The sequence below is a fragment of the Rhodococcus sp. NPDC076796 genome (assembly GCF_040702765.1).
GTDB lineage: Bacteria > Actinomycetota > Actinomycetes > Mycobacteriales > Mycobacteriaceae > Rhodococcoides.
The window spans coordinates 195,309-211,635 of sequence record NZ_JBFBMS010000001.1; the positions used below are offsets into that span (position 1 = coordinate 195,309).

Sequence of the window (16,327 nt, forward strand, 5' to 3'; positions counted from 1 at the left end):
GATCATCCGTGCCGTCGTCGATATTCCCGCTCGGCTCCGGGGTGAAGGGGAATGCTGCCGGTCATGACGAGCGACCGCGCGTCGAGAAATTGGCTGCCGATCGCCTGACCGGGAACGAGGCCGGACGACTGATCGAGAAGCACACTCACCAGTGCGGCGACAACACGGTCCGGCACCTCCGGATGTGCCAGCAGAAGATTCGGAATCCCGACGGTGGTGACCTCCGGGTGTTCGCCGTACACGTTCGCCGGAACCCGCACCGCCTCGTACGCGGTACCGAATTCGCGTCTCAGATCGGTGACGACGGTGCCCAGATCGAGTAGACGGATCGCGGCTCGCGGCTGGGCAAATGCCGGAGTCGGCAACCCGCCCGCCCACATCACGGCGTCGACTTCGTTGGCCGTCAAAGCATCTGCCGCCGAGCTCATCGACAGCTGAACCTGTTCGACAGCAGCGCCTTCCGCCACACCCGCTGCGCGGAGGACTCGCTGAGACACTTCGGTAGCACCGGATCCCGGGGCACCGATACTCACGTTTCGCCCTCGCAGATCGTCCATGGACTCGATAGCCGAGTCTGCTCGCACGGCCACTTGAAAGTAGTTCTCGTAGACGCACCCGACCGCCGTCAGCTCTCCGCTCGGATGACTGTAGGCGGCGTCCATGAGTGTCAAGGCCAGCTCGGCCCGCCGAGATCCCAACGCCTCGAGGTTGTCGACCGAGCCGGCCGTCGTGAGCGGAACTATCTCGGCGGCATCGGTGTCGGCGGCAGCGTCGGACAACAGTCCGGCGAACTCCCAGAAGAAGCCGCCGACCTCGCCCGCCGCGAGCCGCAGCTGCATCGGCGGGTCCGAGGTGCAGGCGCCCACGACGGCAGCGCTCAGTGCCAACAGACCTGCCTGCAGCGCCGTTCTACGTGAGAACGACGCTGCGGGCTCGGGCATGTCAGTCACTGTAAGGCGTGACAGGTCACTGGAACGCTCGACCCTGCTCTCGGTCGAGCACGGTCTCGGACTTGTTGCGCATTACGAAGATGTACACCAGCAGCGAGATAGCGATCACGACCGTCACGTAGAGGATGAACCAACCCACGTGCCCGCCGTTCTTCGCGGCTTGATAGATCAGTGGTGCTGTGCCACCGAAGGCCGAGTTGGCGAGTGCGTATCCCAGGCCGACGCCGAGTGCCCGGACGTGCGAGGGGAACAGCTCCGCTTTGACGATCGCATTGATGGAGGTGTAGCCGGTGAGGATGACGTAACCGACGCACACCAGTGCGAGCGACTGCACCACCGAAGTCGCCGTCGGCAGGTACGTGATGAGCACGTAGGTGTACAGCACGCCGCCGATGCCGAAGAAGACGAGCAGCGGCTTGCGACCCACCTTGTCGCTGATCATTCCGCCGATGGGCTGCAGCAGCATGAGGAAGACCAGTCCGGCGAGGTTGATCCAGGTACCGGTCATCCCCCGGTCCTCGTACGCGGTCTTGACCATCGAGGGTGCGTTGACGCTGTAGGTGTAGAACGCGATGGTGCCACCGGCGGTCACCATGAAGCAGATCAGCAACGCGCGCCAGTGGTTGGCGACCAACTCCTTCAAAGAACCGGAGGCTTTGTCCGCACCGCTGCGAACGGCGTCGAGTTGATCCTTCGTCAAGGATTCGTCCATGCTGCGGCGCAGCCAGAAGACCACCACTGCCGCCACTCCGCCGATGAAAAAGGCTATGCGCCAACCGAAGTCCTCGATCTGTTCGCGCTCGAGGAACACCTGCATCAGCAACAGAGTCACCTGTGCCAGCACATGTCCACCGACGAGGGTGACGTATTGGAACGAGGAGAAGAATCCCCGACGCTCGCGCGTGGCGGCCTCGGACATGTATGTCGCCGACGCACCGTACTCACCGCCGGTGGCGAAGCCCTGAACCAGGCGGCACAGGATCAGGATTACGGCGGCCCATACGCCGATGCTCTCCCGGCCCGGAGTGAGCGCGATGACCAGCGAGCACGCAGCCATCATCGAGACGCTGAACGTCAGCGCAGCCCTGCGCCCGTTGCGATCGGCATACCGGCCGAAGAACCACGATCCCACTGGTCGCATCAAGAAGGTGACGGCAAAGATCCCGTACACGTAGATCGTGGAATTCTTGTCGGCGGAGTCGAAGAACTGATTCTCGAAATACGTTGCGAAGACGGTGTAGACGTACACGTCGTACCACTCGACCAGATTTCCGGACGACCCCCGCAGCGTGTTGAAGACAGCACGGCGGGTGGCAGCGCGAGAGGAAACGGGTGGACTCGGGAGCGTCGTACCGGCGATCGAGGTGGCCTCGTTGGCCATGGTTTGGTCCTTCCACAGTCGGGCATTTGGGCTGCCGGTCGACGATCGGCAACCGAAGCCTCCCTACTGTGACGGCAAGCACAGGCCGGAACCAAGCCGTTTCGGATTTCCTAACACTCCCTTAGGAAACGACTTTCGGAAGGCGCAGTTCGATCCGCAGTCCCACTGGTCGACGCTCCATGACCCGAAGGGATCCGCCGGCTCGCTCGGTCAGAGCGTGGACGATCGACAGACCCAGACCAGTGCCGTCGCCGTGCGAACCGGAGGCTCGGTAGAACCGATCGACGACCTTGCCGAGTTCGTCTGCGGGCACGCCAGGTCCGTTGTCGGACAACCACATCGTGACGTCCGCGTCACTGCTTCGGTAGTCGATCTCGATGCCGGAGCCGGAGCCGGCGTACTTGGTTGCGTTGCTCAGCAGAGCGTCGAGAATTCGAGTCAGGTCGTCCTCGGACATCGCAACGCGACACTCCGCATCGGCATCCGGCTCCGAGACGTGAACGGTCATTCCCGCCACGAATATCGTGCTCGACCAGAATTCGACTCGATCTGCGACAACCGCACCGAGATCGCAGCCGGGAGACCGGGTGCTCGCCGGGGTCTCGGCAGCTGCGAGAACGAGCAGATCTTCCACCACGGAGCTCAAGCGATCCACCTCGAGTGTGGTCCGCAGGTGTGCATCGGTTGCCGAATCCGGCACCCGCATTCCCAGAACGTCCATCCGAATTCGCAACGCTGCCAGCGGGTTCCGGAGAGCATGGGCGGTGTCGGCCACCAATCGACGTTGCGCAGCGGTGGCGGCCTCGACGTCGTCGGCCATGGCCTCGAAGGCACTGGACAGCTCACGCACCTCCGGTGGCCCGACGTACGGCACCGGCTCGAGACGATGCGATCCCTCGACCGACACCTGATCGTGGAACTTGTCGCCGAACGAATGGACTCGCGAGGACAATGCGCTCAGCGGACGAACGACCCAGCGCGACAACGCAACAGCGATCACCGCGACCGTCGCGAGGATCAGCATGGCACCGACAGCGATGACCACCCAGGCAATTGCGACGTCCCGACGCGCAGAATCGGTGGACGCCTCGAGAACCACTGCGCCGTCCACTTGCGTTCCCCCACCGACCGGGGCGGCAATCAGCACCGAGGAATCCGACCACGGCGTCAGACTCGACGGTAAGTCGCCGCGCTGATTGCGCAACGCTCCTGCCACCGCCTGCTGGATGTCGGCACGCTGTACGTCCAGGCCGGACGTCGCCCGCACCCCTCCGGTGCGATCGACGACGGCAACTCCCTCGTCGTACAGACTGTTGTAGCGCTGCAACGATTCTCGGATACGGGCTACACCGGATTCGTCTTCTCGCGAGCTGAGTTCTGCAAAGAACGATGCTGCGGCGGCCCGATTCTCGCCGAATCGTTGAGCCCGTTCGCGGCCGACCAACAGCGCGAGGGGAACCGACAGAGCAAGCACGACGACGGTGGAGTAGATCATCAACACCAACAGGACTCGCCGCCGCACGTCAGGTATCCCAGCGGTAGCCGAAGCCGCGGATGGTGACGATGGCACCCGGGCGAGCAAGCTTGGAACGCAACGCCGTCATGTGTACGTCGAGCGTTCGTGAGATCGCGACATAGGCGTCGCCCCAGATTGCGTCCATCAACTGTTCCCGGCTCACTGCTTCGCCGCGTCGCGTCACGAGATGGGCCAACAGGTCGAACTCCTTGGTGGTCAGCGCAACTGAGCGTCCGCCGACTTCGACGGCACGGCCGGAGAGATCGACGACGACGTCACCGAGTGTCAGCCTGTCCGCCGTGGGTTCGGTCGCCGCGCTTCGACGATGCGCGGCCACCTCGAGTCTCGCGTGCAATTCACCCAAACGAGCCGGCTTGACGACGTAGTCGTCGGCGCCGCCGCGCAGTGCCCGGACCACCGAGCGCTCGTCGTCCCGTGCCGTCAGCACCACCACCGGAACCGAACTCAGGGTCCTGAGCTTTCGGAGAACTTCGAGGCCATCCATGTCTGGTAGTCCGAGATCGAGCAGCACGACGTCCATCTCGTGGTAGCCGAGCAGGGCATCGGCACCGCGGCGCATGCGGACAGGCGTGTGCCCCACCTCGGTCAACGCGTCCACCAACGCATCACCGAGTCCGTCGTCGTCCTCCACCACAGCTATTCGCATCGAACTCAAGATAGGCCACTGGACGCGCGCGGACGTGACTGTTCACGATCGGGTGTCGTGCGCGGGATGCCGCCGGTTGGCGACGGTAGTGAACGCTCAGGTGCAGCCCGAGTGAGCACCGAACCCGTCAGGCGGGCGCGCTCGCACGAAGGCCGGGTGCCAGTGCGATATCGATGACGTGCTCGAGCGTCAGTACGCCGTTGGCGCTCACATCGATTCGGGTGCCGTCGGTCGCACGCGCAATGACGCGACTCGCGTCTTTGCTGTCCTGAATGTCGAGCACTGTTCCGTCGGCCTGCGTCGAGCGCTCGTCGACGACGCCCGCGAAGCACGGACCGACCGGCTCGGAGGACAGCCAGACAGTGACTGTCAGCGTGCCGGTCCGATCGCCGACGGTGACGGTTCCGAACGCGTCGGCGTATCCGTCCAGTGACTGCCGTACTGCGAGTGCGTCGAAGCCGAAGGCCGGTGCGAACGGATCGGGATCGACGGTCGCTCCGGTGGGTAGTGCCGCGATCAGGGCATCGGTCATCGATTGTGCTTTGGCCTCGAATCTCCACGGCACCTCGGAAACGTCGGCGTCGCCCTCGATGACGAATGCATAGTTCACTCGCACCAAGTCCTCTGGCTGAATGACCTCCGCGCAACCTGGAATCGCGATCGGTTCAGGCTGCGGTTCGTGCAGCAGGCCGGCCACAACCGTGCCGACAGCAACAATCCCGACGATCACCGCAACCGTCGACCATACCGAGCCTCGTGCGCCTGTCGATTTCATGCGGTCCTCGTCCTTCAGGGAATGAAGTCTTCGCGGGGTGTAATTCTGAGCTCAGCGGGGCACACCCATGAGGTCCAGCTGTTGGCGACCTTATCGCCTCGACCCTGTGGAGATTCAATGACGATGCCGACCGATGCAAGCGATGCAGTTCCGTCCCACGGCAGCAACGACGGCCCCCGAGAGAACACCGCCGAAACCGACGCGATCGAGGGCGCGCACGTGGACGACGAGAACGTGCCACACCCGCCGGAAAACGGGTACGTGCAGAACTGAACCGCAAGTCGACGGCATGATCGGTAGATGATCACCACCCCGTCCGTCGAACAGTTCCGCCGGTTGGCGCAATCGTCACCGTGGCGGTGGAAGACCGTCGAGTTCGAACTACTGCCTCCTCACCACACACTTGCGGTGCACGCATGGATCCGTCGTCCCGGAAATATGCGCGTGGAGGACGCCAACGGCAAGGTCGTCGAAAGAGTCCGCGCCGGAGTGCCATTCGCGGGGACTGTGGTTCAGTACTCGGACGGTACAACCCGCCCGCCGGAAGCGCGATGGCCGTCGGACACGACTCCGACGATCGATTCCGACGGCCTGGTCTCTGCGCTACCGTCCATCACTGATTCATTTCTCGTGGACTATGACGACCCGTTCTACGAGAACTACCAGTGGATCGCGATGCTCAACCCGATCGAGGTCGCCCGCTCCGCACACGATCATTCGTCCACCGAGACAGTCACGGAACTATCCGGGGTGAGGGCCGTCGAGCATCACGGCCGATCGGCCTGGCAGGCGACTGTCGTCACGACGGACCGATACGACGCCCGCTGCGAATGCTGCGCACTGTTGAGCGGGCACTACGACTCCGAGACACGCCATTGGGTCCCGGGACCACCGGTCACCGTTCGGCTGGACCTCCAGACCGGCATCTGCGTCTACGTCGGACCAGCCATCGATGATGGCACTGAAGAACCCGATGTGGACATGACGATCCTTGCCGTCGACATTCGTATGGACGACAGCCTGTTCGTGCACGATGGCCGTCGACGAGAGCCGACCTGACCGTTGCCCAGGTCGAGCGAGAACCAAGTGCAAATCCCTCTGCTTGCGAGCCCGCACCCGTTGGTGCAAGGTGGCTGGAGTGAGCAATGAACCCGGCTCGACCCCGCCACCAGTCCGCTTTCTAGGCGTACCGGTCAACGAGATTCCGGCCGTGGTGCCCCTGCGACTCGTACTCGCGCACACCGACACCATCGCGGTATGGCTCACCGGCGCACACATTTACAGCCGTTGCGTGACGTTGTCGGTCGAGGCCGCGGTCCCGAGAACCGATCGCTTCCTCGGTATGTACGGCTTCGGAAAGCCTGAATCCGGCCATACCCCGCCCATGCTGATCGGCTTCGAGGATGCGCAGGGCACTGTTTCCACCAACCTTCCCGGCCGACCCAGAGGCCTACAAGCGAACGGCGGCAACGGAAGCGGCATTCACGGGCGGATCGGACTCGTGCTCACCGCATTGCCTGCTCCCGGCCCGCTGAGCGTTCACTTCGCGTGGCCGTACTTCGGAATAGACGAAACGCAGTACATCATCGATGCCGGCGAATTCGCCGCTGCAGCGGCGGATGTGACAACTTTGTGGAACGATCCCGATCCCGAAACTGCGGCGCTGATCGACATGGACAACCGCGAAATTCCCGAGATCGACATTCCACAAGGCGGTTGGTTCGCCGCAGCGGCCGAACGGCAGAAGCCACCCCCACGCGACCCCAACGCACCGAGGCGAATCAACTTCGCGCACATCGACAATCGGCCGCTCTGAAGCAGCACTCAACGGTCGTCCAGCGGCGACCTGAAGGAACTCGGAAATCTATGTTCGTCGCAACGAAATGATGCTGCGAACTCGCTCGTCCCGTAGGTACAGCGCTCCCCACGCTGCGATACCCACATAGATCGCAAAGAACACCGTACTCAGCAGCGGCTTCTCGACGCGCCAATTGGTCAGCACCGCACCGCCGAGGTAGCCGGTGAGCACGATGGCACCCAGGATCGACGTCGCGGGAACTGCGTAGAGAACCAGGATGACCAGCATGACGATGCCGGTGATCGGCGCCATCTCGTCGCGCAGGCCTAGGTCGACCGATGCATCCTTCACCACCTGCAAATTCAGAATGTGGCTGATCGCGTCGAACAGGAGGAAGACGATCACGAGGATCTGTAGAACGAGGCCGATCCGCGGGGCGATCTTCCCCGACGCCGGGGTGTGGGTGGTGGTCATGGCTGTCTCCTCGGTAGCGGTCGATGTCACTTCTTGGACCCGGGCCAACCGCAGAAGTCACCGGCACACGCCAGTCAGTAAGGTCGAAGGATGACTGTGCGAGCAGGTGTGGTGGTCACGGGAACCGAGGTTCTGGCCGGTCGCGTCACCGACCGGAACGGCCCGTGGGTTGCTCAGCGACTTCTCGAGATGGGGGTCGACGTTGCCCACATCACCGTCTGCGGTGATCGGCCGGACGATCTGACTGCGCAGGTTCGGTTTCTGGCCGACCAACGCGTCGACCTGATCGTCACCACCGGCGGTTTGGGTCCGACCGCGGACGACCTCACCGTTCCGACCGTCGCCGCGCTGTACGGCCTTGAATTGACGCTGGACGCCGAGCTCGAAGAACGTATCCACGCGATCGTGCAACGGTGGCGAAGCCGAATGAGCTCGGCAGCCGACTCCGAGCCGCTACGGGCCGGCATCCGAAAGCAGGCGATGGTTCCGGCAGGCGCGCAGTCCATTTCACCGACCGGAACCGCACCCGGAGTCGCGATATCTGCTGACGATTCCCGGTCACTGCCCGCCGTCCTCATCCTGCCCGGCCCTCCTCGCGAACTGCAGGCGATGTGGCCGGAGGCCCTCGACAGCGCACCCATCGCCGAGGTTCTCGCCCGCCGCACGCAGATGCGTCAGGACACCATTCGCGGGTATCGACTGTCCGAGGCCGACCTCGCCGCAACCCTGCGCACGGCCGAAAGCGAGATCACTGGCTTCGGCGATCTCGAGATCACCACCTGTCTGAGTCGCGGCGAGCTCGAGATGGTGACCCGCTACGCCGAATCAGCGCGAACGGCATACACGGATCTCGAACGTCTCATCGACAAAGAACATGGCACACAGGTCTTTTCGACCGACGGTTCCACCATCGACGACATCGTCGCGAACCGTCTGTCCGGGCATCGCATCGCTACGGCAGAATCGTGCACCGGCGGCATGATCGCCGCACGTCTCACCGATCGCGCAGGATCGTCGGCGTATGTCATCGGGGCCGTGGTTTCCTACGCCAACGAGGCGAAGACCGGCCTTCTCGACGTCCCCGCCGAGGTCATCGATCGACACGGAGCCGTGAGTGAGCCAGTGGCCGCGCTGATGGCCGAAGGCGCGCTGAACCGACTGAACGTCGACATCGCGGTATCGACCAGTGGCGTCGCGGGCCCGGGTGGTGGCACCGAGGCCAAGCCGGTCGGCACCGTCTGTTTTGCCATCGCCTCCACCGGCCGACCGACCGTCACACGCACCCTTCATCTCCCCGGCGACCGGGCAAGCGTTCGTGCACTGTCCACCACCGCAGCAATGCATATGCTCGCCGACGCGTTGGGATCCCCACCTGACGACCCAGGACCGGTCGGCGGATCAGATGCCTGAGGAGGCATGCAGCGCAGAGCCGTCTAGTTAGGTTCGGCATCCCTTATATAGACTCCGTCGGTGCTCAGCGAGATGACCTACCTCGACCGCCCCGGTGTGCGCTTCGCGCGCGATCTCGGCCGCTTCGGTGACGAACCTGCCCTGATCACGTCCCACGAGACACTCACCTACCGTGACCTCGACGAACGGGTCGAGCGTCGGGCATCGGAACTCGGGACGACGCGTCGCCTCGTGCTGATCGCCGGGTCCAACGACGTCGATGTGATCGTCACGTATCTGGCGGCGCTGCGGGCCGGGCATCCGGTGCTGATGGCTCCGGGCGACAGTTCAGGCCACTTCGACGGCCTGATCGACGCCTACCGGCCCGATGTGGTGGTGCGCGCCGTCGACGGCTGCAGTGTCATCGAGAAGGACGACCGACGACCCGGGCATCACCTGCACCCCGACCTCGCGTTGCTTCTGAGCACATCCGGCTCGACCGGTTCACCCAAGCTCGTCCGACTCTCCCACCGAAACGTGCAGTCCAACGCCGAGTCGATCGCCGACTATCTCGGCATCCGGGCCACCGACCGAGCAGTGACGACGCTGCCCATGCACTACTGCTACGGACTGTCGGTCGTGCACAGCCACCTTCTGCGCGGTGCCGCGTTGATTCTGACCGATTCTTCCGTCACCGATCCCGACTTCTGGACCCTCGCGCGGACGCAGCGCGGAACTACGTTCGCGGGTGTGCCGTACACCTTCGATCTACTCGACCGGATGGGGTTCGAGGAGCTGGATCTGCCCGATCTGCGCTACATCACGCAGGCCGGCGGCAAGATGCCGCCGGACCGCGTCCGGAAGTACGCCGAGCTGGGTCGACGTCGGGGATGGGACCTGTTCGTCATGTACGGGCAGACCGAGGCAACGGCCCGAATGGCCTATCTGCCATCCGATCTGGCCGCCACTCACCCGCACACCATCGGCCGTCCGATCCCCGGGGGTTCCTTCCGCCTAGAGGTAGCCGACGACTGCCCCAGTGGGACAGGCGAACTCGTCTACTCGGGGCCGAACGTCATGCTCGGCTACGCCGAGAGTCCCGACGACCTTCGCCTCGGTGACACCCTCGACGGAGAACTGCACACCGGCGACCTAGCCCGGCTCACGGACGACGGACTCTACGAGGTGGTGGGCCGTCGAAGTCGATTCGCGAAGGTGTTCGGACTGCGTATAGACCTTCAGCGCGTCGAATCCGCGCTCGCGCAGAGCGGGCTGACGGCGTGCTGCACCGGTGGTGTCGACGAGTTGGTCGTCGTCTCGGAGGGCGGAGACATCGACGCAGCCCGCCGCACTGCCGCGCAGGCCAGTGGTCTTCCCGCGGCAGCGGTTCGGGTGTGTCTCGTCGATCAACTGCCGCGAACACCAACCGGAAAACCCGATCTGCGAGCGGTGGCGGACATCGCTGCCCGGCACGATCTCGACCCGTCGGACACCGTCCCGACGACCGCCGATGTGAAGGCGCTGTTCGCCGAAATCCTGCACTGCTCACAGGTGGAGGACGACAGTACGTTCGTGAGTTTGGGCGGTGACTCGCTGTCGTATGTCCGTATGTCCATACGGCTGGAGGCGTTGCTCGGCCATCTGCCCGAGAACTGGCACACCACACCGGTGCGAGAGTTCGATCGAGGTCCGCGCTCACGCCGCGGCTGGCACCGAACGGAGACGAACGTTCTGCTGCGCGCCCTCGCGATCGTTGCGATCGTGGGCTCGCACATTCACCTGTTCTCGGTACTCGGCGGGGCACACATTCTCCTCGGGATAGCCGGCTACAACTTCGCCCGCTTTCACCTCGGGGCCGCAGATCGAAACGAACGGACTCGACGTGTACTCCGAAGCGTTGCCCGGATAGCCGTCCCCAGCATGGTGTGGATCGGATTCGTCATCGCCCTCACCGGGGACTATCGAATCACCAGTGCCTTTCTGGTCAATGGGATCTTCGGCCCCGACGGGTGGTCTGCGGAATGGCGGTACTGGTTTGTCGAGGCGATCGTGTACATCGTTCTCGCCGCTGCTGCGGCACTGGCCATTCCATTCCTCGACCGTCTCGAGCGTGGCCATTCGTTCTGGTTCCCGATGGGACTCGTGGGCCTCGGACTCGTCACCCGCTACGGACTGATCGACATCGACGACAGCCCCAACCGCATCCTGACCGCGTCGGTCGTCTTCTGGTTGTTCGCATTGGGTTGGGCTGCGGCGCAGGCGAACACGGTCCGGCAGCGGCTGTATGTGACGGCGGCCATCGTGGGTACGGTCCCCGGGTTCTTCTTCGGCGACACGCAACGAGAAGTCATCGTCACCATCGGCCTGTGCATGTTGGTGTGGCTGTCGTCGATTCCGTTCCCCGCAGTGATGAGCCGGGTGGCAGGAGTGTTGGCGAGCGCCTCCCTCTTCATCTATCTGACCCACTTCCAGGTCTACCTGCCGCTGCGCGACGACCACCCGTGGTTGGCATTCGCCCTGTCGATCGTCGTAGGGATTCTGTACTGGCAGGCGGTCGAATTCGCATTCTCCCTCCGTCGTCGAATCGTCGATGTCTTCGCAGACCGCCTTAGAGCACGCGCCTCCGACTTGTCAGACTCCCGATCACGAGCGCACAATTTGCCACCATGGCATTGATCTCGAAGGGCTTCGTGGGTCGTCGACGCGGCGACGACGGGCGCACTCCCCCCGGTCAGTATCTGACCAAGGATTTTCCCGTCCTCGCGATCGGCCCCGCGCCAGTGGTCGCGACCGACACATGGTCGTTCTCGATCACCACCGAACGAGGCGACACGCGTAGCTGGACCTGGGACGAATTCGCGGCACTGCCGCACGAATCCCCGACCGTCGACATCCACTGCGTCACCAAATGGTCGAAGCTCGACACCACGTGGAAGGGCGTGAGCCTGGACATTCTGCTGGACGGTCTCGATACCGATGCCGGGTACGTCGTGGTGCACGGCTTCGATGGCTACACCACCAATCTCCCCCTCGAGGACCTCAGGGACGGGAAGGCCTGGCTCGTCACCGAGTTCGACGGCGCTCCCCTGACACGCGAACACGGTGGTCCCGCACGGCTTCTCGTTCCGCATCTGTACTTCTGGAAATCGGCGAAGTGGATCTCACGCATCGAGCTCACCCTCGAGAACGAGCAAGGCTTCTGGGAGCGCGGTGGGTACCACGACTACGGAGATCCGTGGCGCGAGCAGCGATACCAGGGCGACTGACGTGACATCGGCGGCCGGGGCGAAACCCTGGCTCGTTGCAACGGTGCAGACCGTGCGGCGTGAGACACCCACCGCATCCACCCTCGTTCTCGACGTCGACGGTTGGCCCGGCCACCTTGCCGGGCAGCACGTCGACGTCAAGCTCACCGCCGAGGACGGCTACAGCGCACAGCGAAGCTACTCCTTGGCGTCCGCACCCGACGACACGTCGCGCATCGAGATCACGGTGCAGAACGTCGCCGACGGCGAGGTGTCGCCGTACCTGGTCGAGGCCGTAGAGGTCGGCGATCGCATCGAAATCCGCGGTCCGGTGGGTCGATGGTTCGTCTGGCGGCCGTCCCAGCCCTCCGAGACCCCGTCTCCCCCGATTCTGCTGGTGGGCGGCGGTTCCGGAATCGTCCCGCTCCGCGCGATGGTTCGGGCGCAGGCGTCCGCGACGGGCGGACGAGTGCCCTTCCGAGTCCTGTACTCCGTGCGCGAACCCGCGGAGGTCTACTTCGCGGACGAGTGGGCTCGCCCTCCGGCCGGCGTGGACGTCACCATGATCCACACGCGGCGTGCACCTGCCGGCAACGCGCGGCCACTCGGTCGGATTACGTTGGACGACATCGATGCTCACGGATGGCCGGCGGAGTTCGAGCCGCGATGCTACATCTGCGGTCCCACGAGCTTCGTCGACACGGTGGCCGACATGTTGGTGGACAGGGGTCACTCGGCAGCGAACATCCGAACGGAGCGTTTCGGACCGAGCTGAGACGCAATGAATCAGACGATGCCGCGGAGGAACTCGATCTTGAGGCGGCTGTATTCATCGGTCCACTGTGAATCCACCGACATGAACGAATGGTCGAGTCTCGCCTCGTTCTTGCTGTACAGGTTCAGGCGATTGGCGACGCCCACTCTGTCCAGCTCGGCGCTCAGTTCGGCTGCCTGATCGGGGAAGGTACCGGTGTTGCCGTCGGAGATGAAACTCGGTGGAAAGTCGGTGGTGACATTGTCGATGACGTTCGCCTGCGCCACCAGTGCTGCGTCGGTGGTATCGAGGTAGTTTCGGGCGGCGACGTCGAAGAAGAAACCGTTCGACGGGCTCGGTGATTGCGGCGCGCCCGCTCTGCCGACATCGAGGGCAGCACTCTCGAACACGGTCGCCTTCAGCGCATTTCGGTCCATGGTGGGTTCGATACCCAGCGCTCGCGCGTAATCGGAGTTGGTCTGGACGGTGGCGTAGTTGCCCACGATGTGGCCACCTGCACTGGTTCCGGCGAGCACGACGCGACTCATGTCGAGTCCGTAGCGGTCGGCGTTCGTTTCCAGGAACTGCATGGCCTGGCCCAGTTGAATTGTCTGCGTGGGGAATCGGTAACTGGGCGCGAACGCGTAGTTCACCGACACCACGTTGTAGCCGGCGTCGAGCATGGGGCCGGCCCATGACGCACCGCGGGAATCTGTGCTGGGAGCACCATCCGTTTTGTCCCCGACGATCCAGCCACCACCGTGAACCGTGATGTACGTGGGCCGGCCGACCGATGGATCGTCGTCGGCGATGTAGATGTCGAGGAACGAATTCGGAAGCGTCGAGCCGTATTCGATGTCGTTGGTGAGGCGCGCACCGTCGACCATCGTCGTCGCTGACTGCGCGTCGGGCTCGAAGGAATTGCTCTGCCCCAGTGCATGCAGCGATCGAACCAGCGGTGCCGGACTGGCCGCCGTGCTGACCACCACGGCGGAGACCACCAGTGCAACCACTGCGGCGAAGCCGGCCGGGATGGCGGTGGCCGCCCTACGCGTCGAGGCTTCCGAACGGCCTGCCCACGCCGTCGCGAGCAGAAAGAAACCGAGCGCAATTGTCGCGGTCAAGGTCGTGACCCACAGTGCGTGGATGCCTGTCACCAGCCATGCGGCCTGAGCGACGACGGTGACGGACCCGAGCGACGTTCCTACGGCTACATGCTTTCGAGCATCGGCCGAGACGAGACATGTCGCCACGACTGCCGCGGCGATGACCCACAATCCCACCGCGAGTTGCTGACGGATGAGGAGGAACTCGAGCCATGCGAGTACCACGCAGACGCCGCCGGTCATCGCGAGCGCGGTCGTCATCGCTCTCGTACGGCGCCCTGCTCCGACCTCGATGCCGTCCGGCACGGTCTTCCCCTCTTCGTTCTCGAGTGCGCTACCGAGCAGACGCGTGTCGTTGCCTGTGCAGTTCACGAACGGCATCGCTGAACTCGGCCACCGGACCGTCCACCACGATGCCCGGCACGATCTGTTCGATGGGCGACGGCGTGATCGCCAGTGGTGCAGCACCGAATTCTTCGAGCCACGTGAGCAATTGAGCCGTCGACGTGGCGTAGACGATGCGGCCGAGTCCGACTATTCCGTGGCTCGCAGAGCACATCACGCAATGCTCACCGGAGGTGTAGACCGTCGCCGTTCGCCGCTGAGCGGGATTCAGGTTGGTCGCAGCCCACCGCGACAGTGCGATCTCGGGGTGCTGGGTGGGATCGTTCAGGTCGCCGACCCTGTTCCTGTCCTCGGCCAACAGCTCGCCGCTGTCCGAGACCAGCACCGAGCCGAACGGATCGTTGCCCGTGCGCGCCGCCTCCGACGCCAAATCCACAGCGCGGGCCAGGAATGCACGGTCGCTCGAGGAGATACTCACATCGCACCGGTGCCGACGATCGAAGTTTTCACGCCCTCGACCGTACCGCCTCGAAACTCACCGCCTGCTGGACCAGTGGTGCGGCACAGATGCTCGGTATGGTCGGCGGGTGAGCTTCTCGATACGGCCTGCCTCGTCGTTCGCAGATCTGCGGACGATTCTCGGCCCGAAGAACCCGACGTCGTCGGTCTGTTGGTGTCTGAGCCACCGTGTCGATTCCGCCACGAACAAAGCGCTCGTCGGCCCTCAGCGCGCCGAATACGTGGAGAAGCTGACCCGTCGAAAGGTCGCGCCGGGCGTGCTGGCCTACGACGGGGACGAGGTGGTCGGCTGGGCTGCGGTTGCACCACGCTCGGAGTTGCCGTTCGCGCGGTCGAACAAGATTCCGCACGTCGACGATCTGCCGGTCTGGACGGCCTGGTGCTTCCGCGTCAAGGCCGGACATCGCAGACGCGGGATTGCGCACGAGTTGTTGGACGGTGCCGTTCGGTTCGCGGCCGATCACGGTGCCCCGGCGATCGAGGGATACCCGGTGGACAACAAGGGCGCGAAGGTCGATCTTACGATGGCCTATGTCGGCACACGCGGGCTGTTCGAGTCGGCGGGCTTCGAGTTCGCTGCCGAGACGACGTCGGTGTCGGGCGGCTTCCCACGGGTGATCATGCGAAAAGATCTGCGCCGCTGACGTGGTGCGGCACGAACCTGGTGACAATCATGTCGATCAGGACTGTGATCGATCCCGAGCCAGGATGCGTTCGAGATAATCGAGGTCCTCCCGAAGCATCGAGATGGCACGCTCGGGCCCCTCGGGTACGACGGGCGTTCCGCTGTCCTGGACGACGGTCCGCAGTGCCATGTCGGCAAGTTGCGTAGCCACGCTCCGATCGGCATCCGGGTCACCGCTCTGATGCCACCAGGCGACCCAGTTGAGCATGCCGATGATGCCGAGTGCTGCTGTGCGCGGGTCGACGGGCCTGAACTCCCCTGCCTTGACACCACTTTCGACGACCGTCACGAACTCCTTGAGCACGTGACGGCGACTCTGCTGGTAGGTCCGCGACATCTCCTCGGGGAGATCGGCTTCCGACCTGATGATGAGCTTGAAGCGGTCGGCGGTTTCGGCCTGGTTCAGGGCGATCGCGGTGGCCATCTTGCGCAACTTCTCGGTGGGACCGAGGTCGGCTCGCTCGTTGATCTCGTGCAGAACTGCCGCCGGGGTCTCGGTGCTCTCGCTGATGAGGCGCGAGAGTAGCTCGTCCTTGTTCGCGACGTAGTGGTACAGCGCCGGCCGGGTGAGGCCGGTCGCGTCGGCGATGTCCTGCAGTGTGGTGCTGGCGAAACCCTTCTCGGCGAACAGCCGCGTGGCCTGGTCGAGAATTTGCTTCTCGACCAGCTCCCGACGCGGATTGCGCGCCGATCCTCGTGGTGAGTCCTCGCGTGTCATGAACG

Annotated in this window: 17 protein-coding genes; 8 read left to right on the forward strand and 9 right to left on the reverse strand. The window is 64.2% G+C overall.

Translation table 11 applies throughout. The features are described from left to right. Positions 1–2 precede the first annotated feature (2 nt). The 5 genes from AB0366_RS00915 to AB0366_RS00935 form a co-directional block, all read right to left on the reverse strand. Positions 3–941, reverse strand: a complete 939-nt coding sequence (locus tag AB0366_RS00915) for a TAXI family TRAP transporter solute-binding subunit (protein ID WP_366242348.1) — start codon at positions 939–941, stop codon at positions 3–5. 25 nt (positions 942–966) lie between these two features. Next, complete coding sequence (locus AB0366_RS00920) at positions 967–2,331, reverse strand: MFS transporter (RefSeq protein WP_366242349.1); 1,365 nt, start codon at positions 2,329–2,331, stop codon at positions 967–969. A gap of 121 nt (positions 2,332–2,452) precedes the next feature. Further along, complete coding sequence (locus tag AB0366_RS00925; RefSeq protein ID WP_366242350.1) at positions 2,453–3,853, reverse strand: HAMP domain-containing sensor histidine kinase; 1,401 nt, start codon at positions 3,851–3,853, stop codon at positions 2,453–2,455. 1 nt (position 3,854) lies between these two features. Beyond that, a complete protein-coding gene (locus AB0366_RS00930; RefSeq protein ID WP_121870578.1) occupies positions 3,855–4,514 on the reverse strand; it encodes a response regulator transcription factor in 660 nt (219 codons plus the stop codon). 127 nt (positions 4,515–4,641) lie between these two features. After that, positions 4,642–5,289 (reverse strand): hypothetical protein, encoded by a 648-nt coding sequence (locus AB0366_RS00935; RefSeq protein ID WP_366242351.1) that lies wholly within the window; start codon positions 5,287–5,289, stop codon positions 4,642–4,644. A 117-nt stretch (positions 5,290–5,406) separates the two neighbouring features. Here AB0366_RS00935 and AB0366_RS00940 point away from each other — a divergent pair, with 117 nt between their 5' ends. The 3 genes from AB0366_RS00940 (at position 5,407) to AB0366_RS00950 (ending at position 7,105) form a co-directional block, all read left to right on the forward strand. Next, positions 5,407–5,562: a hypothetical protein gene (locus AB0366_RS00940; protein WP_366242352.1), complete on the forward strand. Its 156-nt coding sequence runs from the start codon at positions 5,407–5,409 to the stop codon at positions 5,560–5,562. Positions 5,563–5,589: 27 nt separating this feature from the next. Next, positions 5,590–6,348 carry a hypothetical protein gene (locus AB0366_RS00945; RefSeq protein WP_366242353.1) on the forward strand — a complete coding sequence of 253 codons (759 nt, stop codon included), beginning with the start codon at positions 5,590–5,592 and terminating at the stop codon, positions 6,346–6,348. A 79-nt stretch (positions 6,349–6,427) separates the two neighbouring features. Then, entirely contained in the window at positions 6,428–7,105 is a 678-nt protein-coding gene (locus AB0366_RS00950; RefSeq protein WP_366242354.1) for a hypothetical protein, read from the forward strand. Between the two features lie 48 nt (positions 7,106–7,153). Here the strand turns inward: AB0366_RS00950 and AB0366_RS00955 are convergent, their stop codons facing one another. After that, a complete protein-coding gene (locus AB0366_RS00955) occupies positions 7,154–7,561 on the reverse strand; it encodes a DoxX family protein (RefSeq protein ID WP_366242355.1) in 408 nt (135 codons plus the stop codon). Positions 7,562–7,651: 90 nt separating this feature from the next. Here AB0366_RS00955 and AB0366_RS00960 point away from each other — a divergent pair, with 90 nt between their 5' ends. From AB0366_RS00960 to AB0366_RS00975, 4 genes are all read left to right on the forward strand, one after another. Next, complete coding sequence (locus tag AB0366_RS00960; RefSeq protein WP_366242356.1) at positions 7,652–8,971, forward strand: competence/damage-inducible protein A; 1,320 nt, start codon at positions 7,652–7,654, stop codon at positions 8,969–8,971. A gap of 72 nt (positions 8,972–9,043) precedes the next feature. After that, positions 9,044–11,626 (forward strand): AMP-binding protein, encoded by a 2,583-nt coding sequence (locus AB0366_RS00965; RefSeq protein WP_366242954.1) that lies wholly within the window; start codon positions 9,044–9,046, stop codon positions 11,624–11,626. Then, the gene (locus tag AB0366_RS00970; RefSeq protein ID WP_366242357.1) at positions 11,617–12,216 is read left to right on the forward strand and encodes a sulfite oxidase-like oxidoreductase; all 600 of its coding nucleotides are present in this window, start codon (positions 11,617–11,619) and stop codon (positions 12,214–12,216) included. Before AB0366_RS00965 ends, AB0366_RS00970 begins: the two co-directional genes overlap by 10 nt. 1 nt (position 12,217) lies before the next feature. Next, positions 12,218–12,970, forward strand: a complete 753-nt coding sequence (locus AB0366_RS00975; RefSeq protein ID WP_366242358.1) for a ferredoxin reductase — start codon at positions 12,218–12,220, stop codon at positions 12,968–12,970. An 11-nt stretch (positions 12,971–12,981) separates the two neighbouring features. Here AB0366_RS00975 and AB0366_RS00980 read toward each other — a convergent pair whose 3' ends face one another. Then, positions 12,982–14,436 carry an alpha/beta hydrolase gene (locus AB0366_RS00980; RefSeq protein ID WP_366242359.1) on the reverse strand — a complete coding sequence of 485 codons (1,455 nt, stop codon included), beginning with the start codon at positions 14,434–14,436 and terminating at the stop codon, positions 12,982–12,984. Then, the gene (locus AB0366_RS00985; RefSeq protein WP_366242360.1) at positions 14,390–14,878 is read right to left on the reverse strand and encodes a nucleoside deaminase; all 489 of its coding nucleotides are present in this window, start codon (positions 14,876–14,878) and stop codon (positions 14,390–14,392) included. Before AB0366_RS00985 ends, AB0366_RS00980 begins: the two co-directional genes overlap by 47 nt. Before the next feature lie 109 nt (positions 14,879–14,987). On the opposite strand from AB0366_RS00985, the gene AB0366_RS00990 reads away from it, so the two are divergent. Continuing rightward, a complete protein-coding gene (locus AB0366_RS00990) occupies positions 14,988–15,563 on the forward strand; it encodes a GNAT family N-acetyltransferase (protein WP_366242361.1) in 576 nt (191 codons plus the stop codon). A gap of 36 nt (positions 15,564–15,599) precedes the next feature. On the opposite strand, the gene AB0366_RS00995 is transcribed toward AB0366_RS00990, so the two are convergent. Beyond that, positions 15,600–16,322 carry a TetR/AcrR family transcriptional regulator gene (locus tag AB0366_RS00995; protein ID WP_366242362.1) on the reverse strand — a complete coding sequence of 241 codons (723 nt, stop codon included), beginning with the start codon at positions 16,320–16,322 and terminating at the stop codon, positions 15,600–15,602. Positions 16,323–16,327: the final 5 nt, after the last annotated feature.